At 66.8% G+C, this 18,035-nt stretch carries 21 protein-coding genes; 12 read left to right on the forward strand and 9 right to left on the reverse strand.

Annotation, left to right across the window (positions count from 1 at the left end; genetic code table 11):
* Positions 1–97: 97 nt before the first annotated feature.
* Positions 98–346 (reverse strand): hypothetical protein, encoded by a 249-nt coding sequence (locus ABE422_RS05960; protein ID WP_313212460.1) that lies wholly within the window; start codon positions 344–346, stop codon positions 98–100.
* A gap of 183 nt (positions 347–529) precedes the next feature.
* Between ABE422_RS05960 and ABE422_RS05965 the strand changes: the two genes are divergently transcribed.
* From ABE422_RS05965 to ABE422_RS05975, 3 genes are all read left to right on the forward strand, one after another.
* The gene (locus ABE422_RS05965; protein WP_123729936.1) at positions 530–1,024 is read left to right on the forward strand and encodes a lipocalin family protein; all 495 of its coding nucleotides are present in this window, start codon (positions 530–532) and stop codon (positions 1,022–1,024) included.
* A 7-nt stretch (positions 1,025–1,031) separates the two neighbouring features.
* The gene (locus ABE422_RS05970; RefSeq protein ID WP_346482651.1) at positions 1,032–2,243 is read left to right on the forward strand and encodes an FAD-dependent oxidoreductase; all 1,212 of its coding nucleotides are present in this window, start codon (positions 1,032–1,034) and stop codon (positions 2,241–2,243) included.
* Between the two features lie 98 nt (positions 2,244–2,341).
* On the forward strand, positions 2,342–2,848 hold the full coding sequence (locus tag ABE422_RS05975) for a hypothetical protein (RefSeq protein WP_346482652.1): 507 nt from the start codon (positions 2,342–2,344) through the stop codon (positions 2,846–2,848).
* An 82-nt stretch (positions 2,849–2,930) separates the two neighbouring features.
* On the opposite strand, the gene ABE422_RS05980 is transcribed toward ABE422_RS05975, so the two are convergent.
* Positions 2,931–3,365, reverse strand: a complete 435-nt coding sequence (locus ABE422_RS05980) for a PepSY domain-containing protein (protein WP_346482653.1) — start codon at positions 3,363–3,365, stop codon at positions 2,931–2,933.
* A gap of 198 nt (positions 3,366–3,563) precedes the next feature.
* Between ABE422_RS05980 and ABE422_RS05985 the strand changes: the two genes are divergently transcribed.
* From ABE422_RS05985 to ABE422_RS05995, 3 genes are read left to right on the forward strand one after another with little or no spacing between them, the layout of a single operon-like run.
* Entirely contained in the window at positions 3,564–3,806 is a 243-nt protein-coding gene (locus tag ABE422_RS05985; protein ID WP_313212462.1) for a PepSY domain-containing protein, read from the forward strand.
* Positions 3,806–4,468, forward strand: coding sequence for a response regulator transcription factor (locus tag ABE422_RS05990; protein WP_123729931.1), 663 nt, complete (start codon positions 3,806–3,808; stop codon positions 4,466–4,468). The genes ABE422_RS05985 and ABE422_RS05990 overlap by 1 nt, the downstream gene beginning before the upstream one ends.
* Positions 4,465–5,796 (forward strand): HAMP domain-containing sensor histidine kinase, encoded by a 1,332-nt coding sequence (locus tag ABE422_RS05995; protein ID WP_346482654.1) that lies wholly within the window; start codon positions 4,465–4,467, stop codon positions 5,794–5,796. The genes ABE422_RS05990 and ABE422_RS05995 overlap by 4 nt, the downstream gene beginning before the upstream one ends.
* A 109-nt stretch (positions 5,797–5,905) precedes the next feature.
* Here the strand turns inward: ABE422_RS05995 and ABE422_RS06000 are convergent, their stop codons facing one another.
* Complete coding sequence (locus ABE422_RS06000) at positions 5,906–6,229, reverse strand: DUF6122 family protein (protein ID WP_346482655.1); 324 nt, start codon at positions 6,227–6,229, stop codon at positions 5,906–5,908.
* A 94-nt stretch (positions 6,230–6,323) separates the two neighbouring features.
* Positions 6,324–8,213, reverse strand: a complete 1,890-nt coding sequence (gene speA, locus ABE422_RS06005; RefSeq protein ID WP_346482656.1) for an arginine decarboxylase — start codon at positions 8,211–8,213, stop codon at positions 6,324–6,326.
* 191 nt (positions 8,214–8,404) lie between these two features.
* Here speA and speE point away from each other — a divergent pair, with 191 nt between their 5' ends.
* Positions 8,405–9,259, forward strand: coding sequence for a polyamine aminopropyltransferase (gene speE, locus ABE422_RS06010; RefSeq protein WP_313212452.1), 855 nt, complete (start codon positions 8,405–8,407; stop codon positions 9,257–9,259).
* A 270-nt stretch (positions 9,260–9,529) separates the two neighbouring features.
* On the opposite strand, the gene ABE422_RS06015 is transcribed toward speE, so the two are convergent.
* A complete protein-coding gene (locus ABE422_RS06015; RefSeq protein WP_172407521.1) occupies positions 9,530–10,435 on the reverse strand; it encodes an aspartyl/asparaginyl beta-hydroxylase domain-containing protein in 906 nt (301 codons plus the stop codon).
* A gap of 298 nt (positions 10,436–10,733) precedes the next feature.
* Between ABE422_RS06015 and ABE422_RS06020 the strand changes: the two genes are divergently transcribed.
* Positions 10,734–11,609, forward strand: a complete 876-nt coding sequence (locus ABE422_RS06020; protein ID WP_346482657.1) for an alpha/beta hydrolase — start codon at positions 10,734–10,736, stop codon at positions 11,607–11,609.
* Positions 11,610–11,809: 200 nt separating this feature from the next.
* Positions 11,810–12,463, forward strand: coding sequence for an RIO1 family regulatory kinase/ATPase (locus ABE422_RS06025; RefSeq protein WP_346482658.1), 654 nt, complete (start codon positions 11,810–11,812; stop codon positions 12,461–12,463).
* A 30-nt stretch (positions 12,464–12,493) separates the two neighbouring features.
* Here ABE422_RS06025 and ABE422_RS06030 read toward each other — a convergent pair whose 3' ends face one another.
* The gene (locus tag ABE422_RS06030) at positions 12,494–12,832 is read right to left on the reverse strand and encodes a P-II family nitrogen regulator (RefSeq protein ID WP_070472404.1); all 339 of its coding nucleotides are present in this window, start codon (positions 12,830–12,832) and stop codon (positions 12,494–12,496) included.
* A 126-nt stretch (positions 12,833–12,958) separates the two neighbouring features.
* On the opposite strand from ABE422_RS06030, the gene ABE422_RS06035 reads away from it, so the two are divergent.
* Positions 12,959–13,222 (forward strand): accessory factor UbiK family protein, encoded by a 264-nt coding sequence (locus tag ABE422_RS06035; RefSeq protein ID WP_313212448.1) that lies wholly within the window; start codon positions 12,959–12,961, stop codon positions 13,220–13,222.
* A gap of 23 nt (positions 13,223–13,245) precedes the next feature.
* Here the strand turns inward: ABE422_RS06035 and yidA are convergent, their stop codons facing one another.
* Positions 13,246–14,085, reverse strand: coding sequence for a sugar-phosphatase (gene yidA, locus ABE422_RS06040; protein WP_346481703.1), 840 nt, complete (start codon positions 14,083–14,085; stop codon positions 13,246–13,248).
* A 160-nt stretch (positions 14,086–14,245) separates the two neighbouring features.
* On the opposite strand from yidA, the gene ABE422_RS06045 reads away from it, so the two are divergent.
* The gene (locus tag ABE422_RS06045; protein WP_346482659.1) at positions 14,246–15,748 is read left to right on the forward strand and encodes a YifB family Mg chelatase-like AAA ATPase; all 1,503 of its coding nucleotides are present in this window, start codon (positions 14,246–14,248) and stop codon (positions 15,746–15,748) included.
* Positions 15,749–15,779: 31 nt separating this feature from the next.
* Here the strand turns inward: ABE422_RS06045 and ABE422_RS06050 are convergent, their stop codons facing one another.
* On the reverse strand, positions 15,780–16,730 hold the full coding sequence (locus ABE422_RS06050; RefSeq protein WP_346482660.1) for a glutathione S-transferase family protein: 951 nt from the start codon (positions 16,728–16,730) through the stop codon (positions 15,780–15,782).
* Positions 16,731–16,925: 195 nt separating this feature from the next.
* Here ABE422_RS06050 and ABE422_RS06055 point away from each other — a divergent pair, with 195 nt between their 5' ends.
* The gene (locus ABE422_RS06055; RefSeq protein ID WP_346482716.1) at positions 16,926–17,597 is read left to right on the forward strand and encodes a VOC family protein; all 672 of its coding nucleotides are present in this window, start codon (positions 16,926–16,928) and stop codon (positions 17,595–17,597) included.
* 64 nt (positions 17,598–17,661) lie between these two features.
* Here the strand turns inward: ABE422_RS06055 and ABE422_RS06060 are convergent, their stop codons facing one another.
* Positions 17,662–17,805 carry a hypothetical protein gene (locus ABE422_RS06060; RefSeq protein WP_179459806.1) on the reverse strand — a complete coding sequence of 48 codons (144 nt, stop codon included), beginning with the start codon at positions 17,803–17,805 and terminating at the stop codon, positions 17,662–17,664.
* Between the last annotated feature and the right edge of the window lie 230 nt (positions 17,806–18,035).

Consider the following 18,035-nt stretch of genomic DNA (forward strand, 5'->3'; position numbering starts at 1 on the left):
ATGACGAAGCGACACGCCAGCACCAACGGTTCGCGCGGACCACCGCGCCTGCCCGCGACTATAAACCGGGCTCCGTTCAGAACAGGTATGCGGCCCCTCAGTACTTCAGGCGGAGCTCTTCGACCTGCGGCTGCAGGCGCGCATACCAGTCCTGGAACTCTTCCTCGGTGATCTCTTCGGGCGCGTAGACCGCGATCTCGTCCCAGGCATGATCGGTCGGCAGCGGCTGCCGCGGCCCGGCGCGCAGGGTGTAGGTCACGCCTTCATGGTCGACCACATCATCGGCCGTCTCCCGTTGTTGGCGGGCAACGCCATTTTCGCTCTTGAGCAGAATCAGCTGGTACATCCGCATCTCCATCGCTGTTGAAAGAAGCGCTCATGGCGCCCCGGCCCAGCATAGCGCCGCCCACGCGGCCGGAGCATGACGCATCGACAACGCAGCGTTCTCGACACCGCACTCGCCCCGGCTTCACCCGGCCGTGGCAGCAGCCCCGGCATCGTGGGATCGCATTCCCACCAACCGTTGCCCATGACCACACAGCCCGACCTGAAAACCGTTCCCGACCTCAAGCTGCCGCGTTACCTGGGCACCTGGTACGAGATCGCCCGCCTGCCGATGAAGCACGAGCCGGAAGGCTGCACGGATGTCTCCGCGCATTACAGCCTGAAAGACAACGGCCATGTCGCCGTGGTCAACCGCTGCCGCATGGGCAACGAGATCGAGGAAGCCGATGGCGAAGCCTGCCCCGTGGACAACGACACCGCGCGGCTGGAGGTCAGCTTCCTGCCCAAAGGCCTGCGTTGGCTGCCCTTCACCAAGGGCGACTACTGGGTGATCCAGATCGCCCCGGATTACAGCGTCTCGCTGGTCGGCAGCCCGGACCGCAAGTTCCTCTGGCTGCTCTCGCGCACCCCCACGCTCGACCGCACCACGCAGGAGCACTACCTGGCCCAGGCGCGGCTGCAGGGCTTTGACCTGACGGAGCTGATCCAGACCCCGCACACCGGCCACCCCACCGCCTGAGGCTGCCATGGATCTGAAGAGCGGGTACCCGTTCTGGGCCGTGCGCAACGGCCTGATGCATGCGTTTCCACCGCTGGAGAAAGATCTCAACTGCGAGGTGCTGGTGGTCGGCGGCGGCATCAGCGGCGCGCTGATCGCCGACGAGCTGTGCGCGCACGGGCACGATGTGGCCCTGATCGAACAACGCGACATCGGCTGGGGCAGCACGGCGGCCAGCACCGCGCTGCTGCAGTACGAAATCGACACCCATCTCATCGATCTTGCCCAGCGCTATGGCGAAGACGCCGCCGTGCAGGCCTACCAGGCCTGTGCCGAGGCGATCCCGGCCATCTGCGCGGTGGCCGCGCCGTTCCGCGACGTGGATTGCCACCGCATGGCCAGCCTGTATTACGCGAGCAAGCGCGGGCATCAGGCCGTACTGGCTGAAGAATGCGCGCTGCGTGCCAGGCACGGCTTCGATGTGCGCTGGCTGGACAGCGAGGCGGTCGCAGACGAGTACGGTATCCGCGCACCGGGCGCGATCCTCAGTGCGCTCGCCGCACGCATCGACCCCTACCGGCTCACCTACCGGCTGCTGATGCGGCTTCACACGCGCGGCTGCGGCGTCTACGACCGCACCGTGCTGGATACGCTCACCCCGACCCCGCGCGGCGTCACCGCGACCACCCTGGGCGGCGCGCGCATCCGTGCCCGCCACGTGGTGCTGGCCACCGGCTATGCCGGGCAGCGCTGGTTGAAGCCCTCGGTGGCCCGCAACCGCAGCAGCTATGCCTTCATCACCGATCCGATCCACCCGGACCTGCTCGGCCCGCTGCGCGAGACGATGGCCTGGGAATCGGCGCGCCCCTATCTCTACCTGCGCAGTACCGGCGACCACCGGCTGCTGATCGGTGGTGAGGACGATGCCATCGATCTCCCGGCGCGGCGCGACCGGCGGGTGGAGAGCAAGACCGGCAAGCTGCTCAAGAAGACCGCCAAACTGTTCCCGCACCTGCCGCTGCAGCCGGCCTTCTCCTGGGGCGGCACCTTCGCCGAGACCCACGATGGCCTGCCGTTCTTTGGCCCGCACCCGCAATGGGGGCCACGGGTACTGTTCGCGATGGCCTACGGCGGCAACGGGATCACCTACTCGATGATCGGCGCCGGACTGCTGCGGGCGCAGATCGAACGCCGCCGGCATCCGCTGTCCACGCTGTTCGGATTTGACCGGTTGGGCTGAGTTCCCCTTGCAACGCACGCCATGACAGGCATCATTCAAACTACGGCTGCTAGCGTCAGCGCTGTCGGCCGTCCCGCCTGTCTGCTCCGGAGCCTCTCATGATCCGCCTGCTTCCCCTGCTGCTGTGCCTGTCCCTGCCCGGTGTGGCGCTGGCCCAGTCTGCCGCAGGCGCCACCGGCCCGCAGTCCTCGACCGGGCTGGACCTGAGCATCCCGGACGCCCCCCTGCAGTACTTGAGCGATCAGTCGCTGCGCGGCGATCCGCCGGGCACGTTCTACGGTGACCGCACCGGCCGGCGTTCCACCGACCGGGCCGCCAACGGCATCGCCCACGTGATCGATGACAAGCTGCGGGTCAACGGCAGCTTCACCACCGGCATCGGCTATTCCGAGAATTACGGCAACAGCCATTACAACGCGGCCGAGCTCAATCTGAGCAAGAACTACACCACGGACGAGGGCAACACCCGCAACGTCAACGTCAACATCCGGGTGAGCGAGGGCAAGGGCCCCGGCTTCTTCGGCCCGTATGGCTACGATGGTTTCGATGGCTACGGCGGCTACGGCCGCGGCCCGGGCTATTGGGATTACCCGGCGCGCTGGTAAGCGCTGCCGCCCCCAGGCACATGCGCGGACGGCCGGGGAAACCCGGCCGTTCGTACATCCAGCGCGCGGTGGCGCGGCCGGATCAGTCCCACCAGCCATCGCGCTTGCTGGCCAGCACGCGGCCGTCGTGACCGCTCATGCGTACTTCCACGCGCTGGTTGCGGGCATTGCGCGCATCCAGGGTCCAGGTGGCGCCATCGCGCTCGAGCGAGTCGATCTGCTTCAACCCGGCCTTGCCGGCCAGCGCCAGGATCTGCCCGGCATCCAGCAGCGCGCGGCCGTCGCGCGGGTCGAAGATCTCGCCCTTGGTGTCATCGATGAGCACTTCATCGACGCTGCCGTCCTTGCGGGTCACATCCGCTTCCCACACGCCATCGTCGTGCTCCAGCTCATGCACCTGGGTGTAGCCGGCCGCGCTCAGCTTGGCCTGGACCTGGGCAGCCGACAGGTTGGCGGCGAAGGCCGGGGTGGCAAGCAGCGCAGCGGCCAGGGCGGTAGCGGCAATCATCGTCTTCATGGGAATCCTTGAGGGGGGCACCGGTCCATTCCGGCACCGCCAGTCTGGCCACCGCGCCTAACCGGACCATGAGGGCGACTGTTAGATACTGTTTAGACAGCCCGGGTATACCGGTGCCCTGCCCTTCGCCTGCGTGCCCGCATGTCTGCCCTGTCCCTGATCCTGCCCCTGCTGCTGACCCTCGCCCCGCAGGACCCGATGCGGGTCCTCGACGGTGGCAGCCATCAGCAGGACAGCGTTCGCCAGGCGGTGCGGCAGGGCCGGTTCGTGCCGCTGGAGCAGGTCGTCGCCGACGCGCTGCGTCGCTACCCCGGCAAGCTGATCGAGGTGGAACTGGATGACGGAAAGTACGAGATCGAGATCCTTGGCCCGGAGGGCGTGGTGATGGAGTTGGATTACGATGCCGCCACCGGCCGCCTGCTGAAGATGGAAAAAGACTGATGCGCGTGCTGCTCGCCGAAGATGACGCCCTGCTCGCCAGCCGGCTGCAGACGCTGCTGGAAGAGGCCGGCTATGTGGTCATCCACAGTGCGGAGGGCCGGGATGCCGAGTACCAGGGGCAGATCGAGGACATCGCCGCGGCCGTGGTCGATCTGGGCCTGCCGGGCCTGGACGGGCTGAGCGTGATCGAACGCTGGCGCCAGGCCGGGCGCGACTTTCCGGTGCTGGTGCTGACCGCCCGCGCCCGCTGGCACGACAAACTGGCCGGCTTCGATGCCGGTGCCGACGACTACCTGACCAAACCCTTCCAGCCCGAAGAACTGCTGCTGCGCCTGCGCGCCCTGATCCGCCGCAGTGCCGGCCACGCGCATCCGCGCCTGCAGTGCGGTCCACTGGTGCTGGACGTCAACGCCGGCCGCTTCGAACTGGACGGCGCGCCGCTGGCGCTCAGCGCGCAGGAGCACCGCATCCTCAGCTACTTCATGCACCACCCGGACACGGTGTTGAGCCGTTCCCGGCTGGGCGAGAACGTCTACGAAGACGGCTTCGATCCAGACTCCAACACGCTCGATGTGCTGATCGGCCGCATCCGCCGCAAGCTCGGCAGCGAGCTGATCCACACGCATCGCGGCCAGGGCTTCCGCCTCTCGGCGACGCCATGACCACCGGCTCGCTGCGCACCCGCCTGCTGGTCGCCGGTGGCCTGGGCCTGGTGCTGGTCTCGGCACTGGCCACGTGGTGGCTGGGCGCGATGTTCGAGCGTTCGGCGCGCACCGCGATGGATGAGCGCCTGGGCAACGATCTGATCGCGGTACTGGCACTGGCCGAGAGCGATGCCAACGGCCAGCTGCAGTGGCGCGACACCTTGGCCGACGAGCGCTACCGCCGTGTGTTCTCCGGCGACTACTGGCAGGTGCTGGACCCGCAGGGCCGCCCGCTGGGGCAATCGCGCTCGCTCTGGGACGGCTCGCTGGCCGCGCCGAGCACACTGCAACCGGGGCCTGCGCAGGCCTTCGATGCTCGCGGCCCGCTGCAGCAATCCCTGCGTGTGCTGGCCCAGCAGGTCACCCTGCCCCGCGCCGCCGCGCCGGTGATCGTGCTGGTCGCCACCGACCGCAGCCCGCTGGATGCCCAGGTCGCCAGCTTCCGGCAGCGCACCGCGCTTGCCTTGGCCGTGCTGATCGCGCTGTGGTTCGGCGTGCTGGTCACCCAGGTGCATTACGGCCTGCGGCCGCTGGCCGAACTGGGCCGCATTGCCGGGCAGGTCCGCAACGGCGAGAACGTACGCTTTCCGCAGCAGGGCCTGGTGAAGGAAGTCGCGCCACTGGCCGGCCAGCTCAACGCGCTGCTCGATCATCACCAGCGCATGGTGGTGCGCGCACGCCGAAGCGCCGAAGACCTCGCGCATGCGCTGAAGACGCCACTGACTGTGCTCACCACCGAGGCCGAGGGCGACGGCAGCGACTGGCGGCAGACCCTGCGCAGCGAGACCGCGCGCATGCAGGCCAGCATCGATCGTTACCTCGCTGCAGGCCTGGGCGCGGACAGCCAGCAGCGCACGCCGGTGGCGCCGGTGGTGAGCGCACTGTGCGGGCTGATGCAGCGCGTGCATGCCGCGCGCGGGCTGCGTTTTGCGTGCGACAGCGACACCGCGGGTGTGTTCGCTGGTGCGCGCGAGGATCTGGAAGAGATGCTGGGCAACCTGCTCGACAATGCGGGCAAGTGGGCCGCGCAGGCAGTGCGCGTGGACGTGGACGTGGCACGGGAGGGTACGCAGCTGCGCATCACCGTGGCCGATGATGGTCCGGGACTCCCGCCAGAGCAGCTGGAGCGTGTGCTGGAACGCGGCGTGCGGCTGGATGAGCGTGCTTCGGGGAGCGGGCTGGGATTGTCGATCGTGGCGGACATCGCCGAGAGTTACGGCGGGACGCTGGTGCTGGCCAATGGCGCGCCGGGGTTGCGGGCGACGTTGACGTTGCCGGCCGGCTGACCAGCCACCGGGTAGAGCCGACCATTGGTCGGCTGCTTTTCGCGAGCACCCGAACGCGCCCAGGTTTGCGTCAGCCGACCAACGGTCGGCTCTACCGGGGACCGGTGGTTCAACGGGTCTGGTGCATCCACCAGCAATCAATGGCATCCAGCACGATGTGGATCATCAGCCCGATCCCGAACAGGCGCGTCTTCTTCGGTACACACAGCCCCGCATACACCGCGATCGCCGGTGCAGTGTGCAGCGGATGGAAACCGATGCTGCAGCGGTTAGGGGCGTAGATCGGGTCGGCCAGCAGATGGTCCAGATCGATGATCCAGCCCAGCAGCATCATCACCCAGGCGGACATGAAACGCTTGCGCCAGAACATCCACGCCAGCACCGCCGGCACGGCTGCATGCAGGAACAGATGAAAGATCGCGCGGGCGCTCATGGGGTTTCCAGGTGCCTTGAGGGGGCCGCCAGGCAGTGCCCGACGCTACGGACGGCCGGGTGAGGCCCGAAGGCCATCACCCGTCGCCACCGGTTTACGCCAGGGGCTCGTCGGACAGGTAGGTGTAGCCGGTCAGACCCGCTTCCAATGCCTCGGACAGCTCCTGCGCGCGCTCCGGCGACAGCTTCGCCGCCGCCACGCGTTCGGCATAGCTGGCACGCAGGTCGGCCAGGCTGTAGCCCACGTAGTCCAGCATCACATCGGTGGTATCCCCGCGGCGCTGCTGGGTGATCGCGTAGCCATCGGCATCGGCCAGCACTTCCACCGCGTCGGTATCACCGAACAGGTTGTGGATATCGCCCAGGATTTCCTGGTACGCGCCCACCATGAAGAACGCGATGCGGTAGCTCTCACCGGACTTCAGCGCATGCAGCGGCAGCGAGGTATCCAGGCTCTCGTTCTCGACATAGGTTTTCACCATGCCGTCCGAATCGCAGGTCATGTCCGCGATGATGCCGCGACGCTCGGGCTGCTCGTTCAGGCGCTCGATCGGCACGATCGGGAACACCTGGTCGATCGCCCACGCATCGGGAATCGACTCGAACACACTGAAGTTGACGAAATACTTGTCCACCAGGCGTTCGTTCAACTCGTCCAGCGCCGGGCGATGGCTCTTCTCGTCGTAGCTCAGGCGCGCACGCACCGCATGGGCGATGGCGTAGAACAGGTCATCGATGCGTGCCCGTTGCGGCAGGTCGATCTGGCCCAGCGCATAGCTGGACAGGCCTTCGGCATGGAAGTGCTGCGCTTCCTGGAACAGCTCCACCGCCGGGCGTTCATCGAGCTCGGCGTGGATCTCACGCAGGTGGCGGATCGCTGCCGGCTCGTCGTCGTGCTGGTCCGGCACGCGGCCTTCCTGCGCCTCTTCCACCTCGGAGACGTTGGCGATCAGCACCGCGTGGTGCGCGGTCATCGCGCGGCCACACTCGGTGACGATCCGCGGCGGGGTCAGGCCGTGCTCTTCGCAGGCATTGGCCAGCGGCTGCACGATGTTGCTGGCGTACGAATTCAGGCCGTAGTTGATCGAGCAGAAGCTGCGCGAGCGGGTGCCTTCGTAATCCACGCCCAGGCCACCGCCGACGTCCACATGGGTGATCTTCGCGCCCAGGCGCGACAGTTCCACGAAGTAGCGGGTGGCTTCGCGCATGCCATTGGCGATGTCGCGCACGTTGGAGATCTGCGAGCCCATGTGGAAATGCAGCAGGCTCAGGCAGTCGGCGTATTCGGTATCGCGCAGCGACTTCCACAGGTCCAGCAGCTGGCGCGGCGAAAGACCGAACTTGGCCTTGTCGCCACCGCTGTTCTGCCACTTGCCCGCGCCCAGCGAGGCCAGGCGCATGCGCACGCCCAGGCCCGGCTTGACCTCCAGCGCCTTGGATTCCTCCAGCACCAGCTTCAGCTCGGACGGCTTCTCGATCACGATGAAGGTCTGCAGGCCCAGCTTGCGGCCGATCAGGGCCAGGCGAATGTACTCGCGGTCCTTGTAGCCATTGCAGACGATCAGCCCGCCCGGGCGCGACAGCGCGAGCACGGCCATCAGCTCGGGCTTGCTGCCCGCTTCCAGGCCGAAACCCTCGCCGTGGTGGCTGGCCAGGGTGCCGGCCACGCCACGGTGCTGGTTGACCTTGATCGGGTACACGGCGGTGTAGCCGCCCGGGTAGTCCCAGTCGGTCTGCGCCTGCGCGAACGCGGCCTGCAGCTTGCCCAGGCGCTGGCCCAGGATATCCGGGAAGCGCACCAGCAGCGGCAGCTTGGCGCCGGCCTCGCGGGCGGCGTCCACGATCTTGGGCAAGGACACCACCGGGCCGTCCTGGCCAGTCGGTCTCACCACCATGTGTCCTGCCTGATCCACGTCGAAGTAGCCATCCGCCCAATGCGGAATCGAGTAGGTCTTGCGGGCTTGGTCGAGGGACCAATCGGTCATTTCAGTGGGCCTGGTTGGTAAAAAAGGGGGTGCATGATAACGCCTATGTGGCGACAGCTCCGTTATCATGCGCGCCCGCGCCCGTGCTCAGGCTTGAAACCTGAACGGGCAACCCGTCCGGACGTGGCTTGCGCCACGCGGCACCGCCGCCAGCCCGGCTCCAACACCCTTCCGAACAGGACTGCTATTCCATGACTGACAACAACAACTGGTACATCGAGCATTTCGAGCGCACCGGCTCGGCCATCGGCTACCGCCTGACCGGCAAGCTGGATGAAGTGCAGTCGCCGTTCCAGAAGATCGAGATCTTCGCGACCACCGATTGGGGCAACCTGATGACCATCGATGGCGCCATCATGTTGACCAGCAAGGACAACTTCTTCTATCACGAGATGATCAGCCACCCGGTGCTGTTCACCCATGCCGCGCCCAAGCGCGTGGTGATCATCGGCGGCGGCGACTGCGGCACCCTGCGCGAAGTGCTCAAGCACGAAGGCGTGGAGAGCGTGACCCAGTGCGACATCGATGAGCAGGTCACCGTGATGGCCCGCAAGCACTTCCCGGAGCTGTGCGATTCCAACGACGACCCGCGCGCCGAGCTGATGTTCGACGACGGCGTGGCCTACATGGCCAACTGCCCGGCCGGCAGCGTGGACGTGGTGATCGTGGACTCCACCGACCCGGTGGGCCCGGGCGAAGGCCTGTTCAACAAGGCCTTCTACGAGAGCTGCTTCAAGGCGCTCAAGGACGACGGGATCCTGGTGCAGCAGTCCGAATCGCCGCTGATGCAGCTGGACCTGATCAACGAAATGCGCACCGAGATGGGCAAGGCCGGCTTTGGTTCGTTCAAGACCCTGCCGTTCCCGCAGCCGTGCTACCCGACCGGCTGGTGGAGCGTGACCCTGGCCCGCAAGGGCGAGAGCAGCTTCGACTTCCGCCAGGCCGATTCGGCTGGCAAGTCGTTCGACACGCTGTACTACACCGCCGCGCTGCACACCGGCGTGCTGGTCACCCCGCCCTTCGTGGCGGCGGCCCTGAAGGGCTGATGCGTCAAGCGTCGGTGTCGATCGTTGCCGCGCTTCGCGCGGCCAGCCGACCAACGGTCGGCTCTACCGGTCGGCTCTGCCGGTCGCCTTCGGCCCGGGTGTTGATCGGCCGGCCCCGGCAATGAAGGGGTAGGCACCGACCGTTGGTCGGTGCGCCCTGAAACCGCGATGCATGCGGACAAACAAAAAACCCGCGCTGGCGACAGCGCGGGTTTTTTGCGTTTCCGGTAGTGCCGGCCGCTGGCCGGCAACCCCCTGAACCCCAAGGCCTCAGATCGCCCAGATCCCAGCAATCACCGCCACCACCAGGCCCCACTTGATCACCTGGTAGGCCACCACGCTGCGCTCGCGCAGCGCCTTGGCCTTCAGCCGCACCTTGTACACGCCGCCAAACGCCTTGTTGACCCCACCGGTGGGGTCGCCCGGCAGGTTCGGCGAGGCACCACCGGCCAGCAGCGTGGACGCCACCGCGCGGTTGAACAGGCCCGGCAGGCCGAAGCGCAGCGGGCGGGCGATGTCGCAGAACAGGATCACCCGGTCGTCGGGCGTCTCGTTGTGCGCGTGGTGGATGTAGGTCTCATCGAACATCATCCACTCGCCATCACGCCAGCTCTTCTTGATGCCATCCACCACGATGTAGCAGCCATCGTCGTTCGGCGTGGCCAGGCCCAGGTGCAGACGCAGCGAGCCGGCGAAGGGATCGCGGTGCGGGCGCAGTTCGCTGCCCGAGGGCAGCTGGGCGAACATCGCCGCACGCACGTCCGGCAGTGATTCCAGCAGCGCGGTGGTCTTCGGGCACAGCGCCTTGGCCGAGGGGTGCGAGGGGCCGTACCACTTCAGATAGAAGCGCTTCCAGCCACGACGGAAGAACGAGTTGAAGCCGGCATCGTTGAACGTGCTGGACGCGGCGATCTTGTCCGCGTCGCGCAGGGCCAGCGCTTCGTCGCGGATCATCTGCCAGTTCTGGCGCAGCGGCTCGAGCTGCGGGAATTCCTTGCCCGGATCCAGGAACGGCGTGGTCGGTACCTTCGAGAACGCGTACATGATCACGTTGATCGGGGCCATGAAGCTGGAGTGGTCCAGCAGCTGGCGCGACCAGCGCGCACGCACTTTGCCGCGGTAATGGATGTACAGCACGCAGGCGATGAACAGCCCTGCCAGCACGATCTTGATCATCAGTCTTCCTCCGGCATGGCCGGACCCGAAATGGTGGGGGCGATGCACGGCAGTGACCGGCATCGATAGGGCGGCAGGAGGCGGGGACGTGCCGGGGAGGGGCGGCCGCCGATGTCGCGAGCAACAGCATATGGTCGGCAGCGCCCGCGTCGCGGTCAAGCACGAGGTGGGCGGCGTTCAGCGCAGCGTGGCTGAACAGACCGCCTAGACTGTCCCGATTCACGGTCCGGCCGCCTTCGATCCCTACCCCGCCCTCAGCCAAGCCTACCAAGGGTTTTTCGACCCGGTAGCCGGTGCTGTGGCGGCACGTGCGGAGCGCATTGAAGGTCCCTTCGGCGCGCTGCAGCTGGATCGCCATGGCCCGGCCGATGCCCCGCTGAGCGTGGTGCTGGTGCATGGCGCCGGCGGTTACGGGCGGATGTTCGCGCCCTTGGCACAGCGGCTGGCGGTGGCAGGCCATGAAGTATTGGCCCCTGATCTGCCGGGCTATGGGCTCAGCCCGGCGCCCTGGTCACAGGTGGACTACGCGGCGTGGAAGCGCAGCCTTCTGGCACTGATCGAGGCCGAGCAATCCCAACGTGCGCGGCCCTTCGTCCTGCTGGGTGCCAGCATTGGCGGCTATCTGGCGTATCTGGTGGCCGCCGAATCGCCGTGGGTGCGCGGGCTGGTGGCCACCACCCTGGCCGACCCGCGCGATCCGATCGTACAGGCCGCACTGGTGCGCCAGCCCTGGATGCGTCGGCTGCTGCCCACCCTGCGGCCCTTGAGCCGCCTCACCCGGGGCCTCCGCCTCCCCGTTCGCTGGTTTACCCACATGGACCGGATGTCGCGCGATCCCGCGCTGTCAGCGCTGGTCTGCCGCGACCCGCTGGGCGGCGGCAACCGGGTACCACTGGGCCTGCTCGCGTCCTTGTTCGACACCCCGCCGGCCGTGGAGCCTGAGCGGTTCACCCGGTGCCCGGTGCTGATGGTCCATCCCGCGTGCGACGCGTGGACGCCGGTGCAGATCAGCGACCGCTTCTTCGAGCGGCTGGCCGCGCCGCGCCAGCGGGTACTGCTGGAGGCGTGCGGTCACTTCCCGATCGAACAGCCCGGTCTGGACCAGCTGCGCGACGCACTCCTGCCGTTCCTTCAACGCATTGCTCAATCGCCCGCTACCCAAGCAACTGATTGAAAACGAAATTATTCCAAACAATACAAGATTGTCCGCTTCAGCGTGACGAACTGTTCCACGCTGCGCTACGACATTTCTCCGACATCATCTGGCTTCATGTACTGCCGAGTACTAAAATTAACGAAATCTTTAGTTCCCCACGTTAAGCAGCACCGGTACGCCTGACGCATTGCGCCGACCGCCGGGTCGCACAGACCCCTATGAATACAATCGTTGCCCCGTGTGTCGATGACACCGCCCCCGCCGAGCTGCTCAAGCGCGGCGAACGCCTCCTGGAACCTGACGTCTACCGCACCTGCCTCAATGGCCAGCCCGCGGTGGTCAAGGATTACACCCGGTATCGCGGCACCCCGCTGTCGCCGATCGCCCGCCTGCTGGTCCGCCGCGAGGCGCGCATCCTGCAGCGCCTGAGCGGCTGGAAGCACGCCCCGACCCTGCTCGGCACCATCGGTGGCCTCGCGCTGGGCATGGAGTTCATTCCCGGCCAGACCCTCAGCGCGGCCCAGTCGGTCGGTATCGAGGTCTTCGAGCAGCTGCAGTACGCGCTCACCCGCCTGCATGCCGCCGGCATCACCCACAACGATCTGCATGGCACCAACGTGATGGTCAGCGGTGGCGTGCCGGTGCTGGTGGATTTCACCTCGGCCTGGCGCAGCCCGCGCTGGCTGCCGGTGCACCCGGTCTCGCGCCAGCTGCGCCGCAGCGACATGAAGAACCTGCTGAAGATGCGCCAGCGCCTGACCGGCGAGCGTCCCAGCCCCTCCGAGGCGGCCCAGGTGGCCGACCCGCGCTGGGTGGCCGGCGTGCGCGTGGCCTGGAAGCGCTTCTACCGCTGGTTCAAGGGCCACGCCTGACAGCGGGCGGCCTGGGAATGCCGGCGCGCGTTACAGCGCGTCGGCGTCCAGCTCACCGGTGCGGATGCGCACCACGCTGCCCAGGTCGTACACGAACACCTTGCCGTCGCCGATCTTGCCGGTGCCGGCGGCTTTGACGATGGCTTCCACCACCTCCTCGACCTGGTTGTCGACGACGGCCACTTCGATCTTCACCTTGGGCAGGAAATCGACCACGTACTCCGCCCCGCGGTAGAGCTCGGTGTGGCCTTTCTGCCGCCCGAAGCCCTTGACCTCGGTGACCGTGATCCCGGTGACGCCGCGCTCGGCCAGCGCTTCGCGCACGTCGTCGAGCTTGAACGGCTTGACCACCGCCATGACCATCTTCATCCGTCTGCACTCCTGTCTCTCAGGCTGCGAGGATAACGCCTGTCCGCCGGTGAACGCGATGCGCGCGGTCCGTGCCGCCGGCAGCGTGGCGGCTTATCCTTGGCGCATACCCCGCGGAGCCGCAGCATGATCGACCTCAACCACCTCGATGACCTCGCCCGCCGCCTGAGCGACATGGTCCCCCCGGGCCTGCGCCAGTCGCGCGAAGAACTGCAGGCCACCTTCAAGACCGCGCTGCAGGCTGGGCTGGGCAAGCTGGACCTGGTGACCCGCGAGGAATTCGACGTGCAGCGTGCCGTGCTGCTGCGCACGCGCGAGAAGCTGGAGGCGCTGGAGAAGGTGGTGGCCGAGCTGGAAGCGCGGGGTGTATCGGCTGCGCCGCGCGAATAAGTCAGGCTCGGACGGCGCGTTGCTTACGCGTCCTGCAGCACGAACCGCTCGATCGCCAACGCCACGCCATCGTCGGCGTTGGTCGCGGTCTCGAAGCGCGCAGTCTGCTTGACCGCCGCAATCGCGTTGCCCATGGCGACGCTGGTGCCGGCGAACTGCAGCATGGTCAGGTCGTTCTCCTGGTCGCCCACCGCCATCACGTTGGCCCGGTCCACGCCGAGGTGCGCGGCCAGCTTTTCCAGGCTCGGTCCCTTCCCGGCCCGGTGGTCGAACACCTCCAGGAAGAACGGCGCGCTCTTGAGCACCGCGAAGCGGTCAGTCAGTTCCGAGGGCAGTCGCTGGATGGCGGCATCCAGCACGGCCGGCTCATCGATCATCATCAGTTTGATGAACTGCATGGCCGGGTCCATGTCCGCCACCCGGCGATACGACAGTGGCACGTTCGACAGGTGCGAATCGGCCACCGTGTAGATACTGATGTCCTGGTTGGGCGTGTACATGCGCCGCCCATCAAGCGCCTGGAAGTGGATACCGAGCTCGCGTGAGATCCGCTCGCAGAACACGAAGTCCTCGAAACTCAGCGGAAACTCGATGACGCGCTGGCCGCTGCCGATGTTCTGCACCACGGCGCCATTGCAGGCGATGCAGTACTCCTGCTCGCCCTCGATCCCCAACTGCTGCAGGAACGGTGCCATCCCCGACACCGGGCGGCCACTGGCCAGTACCACCTGGACGCCCTGCGCGCGGGCGCGGGCGATGGCCTGCATGACCCGGGGCGTAAGCGTGTGCGCGGGATCGAGCAGGGTCCCGTCCATATCGATGGCGACCAGTTCGATGGGGCCGGAGCGGTGGTGCATATCCATGGTGTTCGACGGCGTGGTGCGTGGGGGCATCCAGTCTAGCGGGAGTGCCTGGACACTGCGCCAACGTTTGCCTACCCCACGGCGGGGCAAGCGCTGATGGATTGCGGTCTCCGTGCCCTGCCATTGTTCCTGGCATGCCGCAGACCCCGGAAACAACCGCATGAGCCTCGCGCTGGTGCACAGCCGTGCCCGCGCCGGCGTCAAAGCGCCGGCCGTGCGGATCGAGGTATTCCTGTCCGGCGGGTTGCCGCATACCCAGATCGTCGGTCTGCCGGCCGCGGCCGTGCGGGAATCACGCGACCGCGTGCGCGCCGCGCTGATCTGCGCTCGCTTCGAGTTTCCGCAGCGGCGGATCACCATCAACCTGGCCCCGGCCGATCTGCCCAAGGAGGGCGGGCGATTCGATCTGGCCATCGCGTTGGGCATCCTCGCCGCCAGCGGTCAGATCAATGCGCAGTCGCTGGACAGGTTCGAGTTCCTGGGCGAGCTGGCCCTCACCGGTGAACTGCGCGGGGTCGACGGCGTTCTGCCTGCTGCGATCGCTGCCGCCCGGGACGGCCGCAGCCTGATCGTCGCCGCCGCGAACAGCGAAGAAGCCGCGCTGGCCCAGCATGCCGACGTACGCATCGCCCGTACCCTGCTGGAGGTCTGCAGCGCCCTTGAGAGCGGTACGCTGCCACCGGCCGTGGCGGCTGACCCACTGCCGGTCAGCATCCCCGACCTGCGCGATGTGCGCGGCCAGCTGCAGGCGCGCCGGGCGCTGGAAGTGGCCGCCGCCGGCGGACATCACCTGTTGCTGCTCGGCACGCCCGGCTGCGGCAAGACGCTGCTGGCGTCGCGTCTGCCCGGCATCCTGCCCGCGGCCAGCGAGCTCGAGGCTCTGGAAGCGGCGACCATTGCCTCGTGCAGCAGCCAGGGCATTGATGCGGGGCGCTGGCGGCAGCGGCCCTATAGAGCGCCGCACCATACCGCCAGCGCGGTGGCGCTGATCGGCGGCGGCTCGCATCCCAGGCCAGGCGAGATCTCGCTGGCACACAACGGGGTGCTGTTTCTGGATGAGCTGCCCGAGTGGAGCCGGCACGCACTGGAGGTCATGCGCGAGCCGATTGAATCCGGTGTTGCCGTGGTCAGCCGTGCTGCGCGTACCGAACGCTTTCCTGCCCGGTTCCAGCTCGTTGCGGCCATGAATCCCTGCCCGTGTGGCTGGGCAGGGGATCGCAGTGGGCGCTGTCTCTGCGCCGAGGAGGTCATCCGTCGTTACCGCGGGCGGGTTTCCGGACCGCTGATGGACCGCATCGACCTGCATGTGGAAGTGCCGCGGCTGGATCCGCGCGAGCTGCGGGATGACGCGCCGCTGGGCGAGGACAGTGCGAGTGTTCGTGCCCGCGTGGTGGCCGCGCGCGAGGTGCAGCTGGTGCGCAGTGGGAAAGCCAATGCGCAGCTGTTGCCGTTCGAGCTGAGCGAGCATTGCCGGTTGTCGCGGGAGGATCAGCAGCTCCTGGAGGATGCCGTGGAGCAGTTGCAGCTGTCAGCGCGCTCGATGCATCGCATCCTGCGGGTGGCGCGGACGGTGGCGGATCTGGGTCATGCGCAGGACATCGCGACTGCGCATGTGGCGGAGGCGATCGGGTATCGGCAGTTGGATCGGGGTGGCAGCGGGTGAGGCAAGACGCCGTGATGCCCGGAATGCTGGCTCAGTACGTCCACTCCGGCCCCACCGGCACGATCCCCGACGGATTGAGATGCCGATGACTCCCGTAATAGTGGTGCTTGATGTGCTCGAAGTTCACCGTATCCGCCACCTCCGGAATCGCCATCATCCGCGCCACGAACGCATGCAGGCCAGCGAAGTCCGCAATGCGCCGCACGTTGCACTTGAAGTGCACGTAGTACACCGAATCAAAGCGGATCAACGTAGTAAACAGACGGATATCAGCTTCGGTCATGGCATCGCCCACCAGCCACTCGCGTTGCTGAAGGCGCTCGTCCAACCAGGTGAGCGTATCGAACAACGGCCCAACCGCCTCTTCATAGGCCTTCTGCGTTGAGGCAAAGCCCGCCTGGTACACACCGTTGTTGACGGTGGTATAGACCCGTTCGTTGATCGCATCGATTTCTGCACGCAGCGCCACCGGATAGAAATCACCGGCCTTCGCACCCAGCCCGTCATAGGCGGTGTTGAACATCCGGATGATGTCCGCCGATTCATTGCTGACGATCCTGCCGCGCTCGCGATCCCAGAGCACCGGCACGGTCACCTTGCCGGTCATTCCCGGCTGGGCGGCGGCGTACAGCTCATGCAGATGGCGTGCACCGCGTTCTGGCTCCGGCGTCACCTGCGGGCCGGGCTCAAAGCTCCACCCCTGATCGCCCATGTGCCAGTTGACCACCGACACGGGCATCATATCTTCCAGGCCTTTCAGCGCGCGCACGATCAGCGTGCGGTGTGCCCACGGGCAGGCGAGACTTACATACAGGCGGAACCGTCCAGGCGCTGCTTTGACGCCTGGCTCGCCATTCGGGCCAGCACTGCCGTCAGCGCTCAACCAATCGCGGAAGGTGGATTCCTCGCGCTTGAAATGACCGTCCTTGTCAGCGGCACCCGCGGTGCCTTCCTGCCATGTTCCATCGACCAGCATGCCCATCGCGGGAGCACTCCTCTGATAGTGGTGTCTGATGCGCCGGTGGTGCGTGGCGGCTTCTACAGCGTGTTGTAGCAAACGCATCGGCAATGCCCGGTGATGGGCTCTCGCAGCGGGTGCATGTTTCATCGCGTTCATCGCCGAAGCACACGCATCTGCGGCAGAATGTCCAAGTATCTACGCGAGACTCCCACCATCATGCGTATCCACCAGATCGATCTTCCCGTATCCGATGTCGCCGCCACCGTGGCGTACTTCCGCGATGAACTACAGCTGCCGGTTGAGGGCTCGGCCGTGCGTATCGGCTGGAGCACCCTGCAGCTGCGACCCGCAGGATCGAACCCGGTCGGCGGTGTGCACCTGGCGTTCAACGTACCGGCCAATCGCTTCGAAGCGGCCACCGACTGGCTGAAAGCACGCGCCATCCTGCAGCGCGATCTGAAGGGCCATGACCATTTCACCTTCGATGGTCGCTGGGATTCCGAATCGATCTACTTCACCGGGCCGGACGGCCTGATCCTGGAGTTGATCGCGCGGCGGCGCTTGCCTGCCGGCGTGCGTCAGGGCGAGTTCCATGGCAGCGAGATGACCTGCATCAGTGAGGTTGGCCTGCCCGCTGAAGACGTGGGCGAAGTGCAGGCGAAGGCCGAGGCGGCCTTCGGGTTGAATCCGTTGTCACAGCCGACGCCGCACTTCGCACCCCTCGGCGATGACGAAGGCCTGTTGATCGTGGTCGATGCCACGCGCCGCTGGTTCCCCGAGCAGAAAGTGCTGCCGAATGCGCGCGGCATCCGCGTCGTGCTGCATGACGTGGTGCCTGGCGCGGTGGTCGAGGACGACGCACTGGGCTGGCATCTGCGCTCTGCCTGAGCAGGCCCGGACGAACGAAGCCCCGCCGGAGCGGGGCTTCAGTTCACACAACAGCCGGCTGGGCTCACTCTTCCTCGTCCTGCTGGCCACCCTGCTGCTGGTTCTGGTTGCGCTGCTGCTGTTCCTGCTGCTGTTGCTGCTGCTGGTCGCGACCGCGTTCCTGCTGCTCACCGCGCTGATTCGGGTTCTGCTGGTTCTGCTGAGCCATCTCGATTCTCCGGTTGCCGCAAACGGAATGTCGCGGTCGGGGCCATCCTCTGCAGCGGCAGGTTAACGACGTGTGGGGGTTTGCATACGGAAACGTCAACGCGTCCGTGCCGACGTTTCCTGCCATACGAGAGCCTAAGTGGCAGTAGGCGTTGGCCTGCATATGAACGGTTCGAATTCCCTTATGCCGCTACCCGCCAACCGGCTTGCCGTGCGACTGAACAGGCCATC

The organism is Stenotrophomonas sp. TWI1151 (genome assembly GCF_039673135.1).
Lineage (GTDB): Bacteria > Pseudomonadota > Gammaproteobacteria > Xanthomonadales > Xanthomonadaceae > Stenotrophomonas.